The sequence below is a fragment of the Streptosporangium minutum genome, from assembly GCF_002149035.1.
Lineage (GTDB): Bacteria > Actinomycetota > Actinomycetes > Streptosporangiales > Streptosporangiaceae > Streptosporangium > Streptosporangium minutum.
The window spans coordinates 1-2,662 of record NZ_NGFP01000463.1; the positions used below are offsets into that span (position 1 = coordinate 1).

Below are 2,662 nucleotides of genomic sequence, written 5' to 3' on the forward strand. Positions count from 1 at the left end.
GGGGTGCGGGGATCCGCAGCCGGTGGTCGGGGGAAGGACGCCGGAGGCGATGCCCAGGGTGGCCTTGATCAGCCCCGCGACTCCGGCGGCCGCCCTGGTGTGCCCGATGTTGGCGCTGACGGAACCGATCGCCGCCCCCCGCACGGGGCCGGCGGCCGCCCGCCCCGGTGCGCCGGATCCGGTCACCGCCCGCCGCGCGGCATCCGACAGGCGCGCGGCGTCCGACAGCAGGCGGGTGAGGGCGGTGAGCTCGACGGTGTCGTCGCCGGCGCCCTCGAACAGGGCGACGCCGGCAGGGGAGACACGCGCGTGCGCGTAGGCGCGGCGCAGGGCCAGGAGCCGGCCGTCGGCCTCGGGGCGGGCGACGTCGTCCCTGCCGTCGCAGGACACGCCCCAGCCGGCGATCTCCGCATGGATCCGGAGCCCGGCGGCGCGGGCGTCGGCCGTACGCGCCAGGGCGACGATGCCGCAGCCCTCACCCGGCCAGAAGCCCTCCGACCGGATGTCGTAGACCCGCATGCGCCCGCCGGCCGGCGCGCCCGCCTTGGTGAGGCCCGCCGGCTCGAACGGGTCGAGGTCGAGGTCCACGCCTCCGGCCAGCGCGAAGTCCACGCTTCCGTCCAGCAGCGAACGGCAGGCGGTGATCACCGCCAGCAGGGACGAGGCGCATCCGCCGTTCACCGTGTATCCGCCGCCGCGCAGGTCGAAGTGGGTGCAGATGCGCGCGGCGACCGTGCCGGCCAGGCTCTCCCCGGAGGTCTCCGGCAACGGCCGCAGATACTCGGCCTCCGCCTGGGCCAGCAGCCGGGCGGTCGTCTCCTCGGGGAGCTCGGCCAGGGCCGAGGCCAGCACGCGCCGCACGTACGGCCAGCGCAGCCGGAGCGCGGAGGCTCGGGCGACCTCGCCGGTCAGGGTGTCGCCGACGACCACCGCGACCCGGTCCCGGTCGAGCCCCTCCCCGCCGGGCGAGCCCGCGTCCGCCAGGGCGCGGGACGCGGTGTCCAGGGCCAGCCAGTGGGCCGGATCGGTGACGCGGTGGACCGGGTCGGGGACGCCGAAGGCGGCCCGGTCGAACTCCCAGCCCTCGATCAGGGCGGCACGGGTGCTGTGGGCCCGGTCGGGGGAGTGGCGGCCGGCCAGGTCCAGCCGTTCGACCGGCAGGCGCCGGAACGCCCGCCGCTGCGACACCACCGCCTCCCACAGCGCCCCCGGATCGGGCGCGTCCGGATAGGTGCAGGCCAATCCCACGATCGCGACGGACATTCGGCGTACCCCTCAGGTGTTCGCATGGGTCATGGCTGGGCGCCCGCCGGCACCTCGGACAGGCCGCGGACGTCGGCGGGAACGGGGACGGTCGGCGGGCGGACGCGGGCGAGCAGGGCCAGGCCCGCCCCCCGGCCGGCGCAGACGATCACAAGGGCGGGCAACAGCCCGGGGACGACGTGGAACCGGACCAGCAGGCCGTGGACCGCCGCAGCGGCCAGGCCGAACACGACCTGGCCGCGGGGCCGGACGGGAGTCGTGCCCAGGTCGGTGAGCATGTAGCCGGTGAAGAGGACGAACGCCACGCCGGTCATCGGCAGCAGGGCGCCGATCGTCGAGACGCCGGTCGGCCCGTCCTGGAGCGACCCCTGCAGGACGGACCCGCTCACCCAGGCCAGGACCAGCGGCAGCCGCCCGATCAGCTTGGCGTTCACCGCCGCGCCCAGCACCAGCACGGCCAGCGGCACGAGCGCGCCGGGCGGCCCCGGCGCCCATTCGGCGAGCCGGTACGGCGGTGCGACGCCGACCCACGGGAACAGCAGCACCACGGTGAGGGCGCCGGCGCACGCCGGGTTCAGGTAGTGCCCGCCGGGCACGCCGCCGGTGCGACGACCCGCCACGCCCGGCGCCCTGACCCGCAGGACGTACGTGCTGCCCACGCCGATCAGGACGGCCAGCACGACCGGCATCGGGTCGGCGCCGCCGTACAGCAGCATCGCGCAGGTCAGCCCGGTGATGTAGGAGGGCAGGAAGAAGCCGGCCACCTGGCCGGGCGTCCCCCGGTAGCGGGCCGGGCGCCGCCACGCCCACGCCTCCACGGTCTCCAGCACGAACTCGGCGACCATCCCGGTGACCGTGCCGGCGATCGGCGCCAGGTAGGCCTGCTCGAAGCCGAGCACGGTGTGCCCGAGCACGGTCATCACGGTGATCGACCCGGCGAAGCGGCGGAGCGCCCGGCCGCGCTTCCAGGCGGCTTCCATGATCAGTCCATCTCCGAGGCGCGGCCGTCGGCCAGCAGGATCCGGTGCCAGCCGGGTCTCACGGACACCGACGCGGTACGGAGGACGCCGCAGGCGTCGCGCCAGGACAGCTCGACCGGCAACGGGCCGTCCGGCGCGTCGCCGCCCAGACCGAACAGCAGCTCCGGCGCGGAGAAGCCGTTGTGCCCGTTGGCCGGGTAGAGCTGCCGGCTGAGCGTGCTCCCGCCGGGCAGGCGCACCGTGGCGGTGGCTCCGATCGCGGGACGCGTCCGGACCGGACCGGGCACGGCGGGACGGGTCAGAGGCGGGCGGGACGGAGGTCCGGAGCCGGACGGGACGGGGCCGACCAGGGCGGAGAGCGTCAGCCTGGGCCTGACCAGCGGGGGACGTGCCGGCAGGGGGCTGATGAGCGCGGAGAG

General features: G+C 76.4%; 3 protein-coding genes. All 3 read right to left on the reverse strand.

Annotated features, from left to right (window positions below):
- Positions 1-1,263: beta-ketoacyl [acyl carrier protein] synthase domain-containing protein (locus CA984_RS43600; protein WP_133061982.1), on the reverse strand; the 1,263-nt coding region annotated here is incomplete at its 3' end.
- Positions 1,264-1,292: 29 nt separating this feature from the next.
- On the reverse strand, positions 1,293-2,243 hold the full coding sequence (locus tag CA984_RS43605; RefSeq protein WP_108724707.1) for an enediyne biosynthesis protein UnbU: 951 nt from the start codon (positions 2,241-2,243) through the stop codon (positions 1,293-1,295).
- A gap of 2 nt (positions 2,244-2,245) precedes the next feature.
- Positions 2,246-2,662 (reverse strand): ASPIC/UnbV domain-containing protein (locus CA984_RS43610; RefSeq protein WP_207621272.1); only part of this gene is annotated, 417 nt, incomplete at its 5' end.

What these genes read in the sequence shown, in the direction of transcription:
- CA984_RS43605 (WP_108724707.1), bottom strand. Translation starts at nt 2,243, where the DNA reads ATGGAAGCCGCCTGGAAGCGCGGCCGGGCGCTCCGCCGCTTCGCCGGG.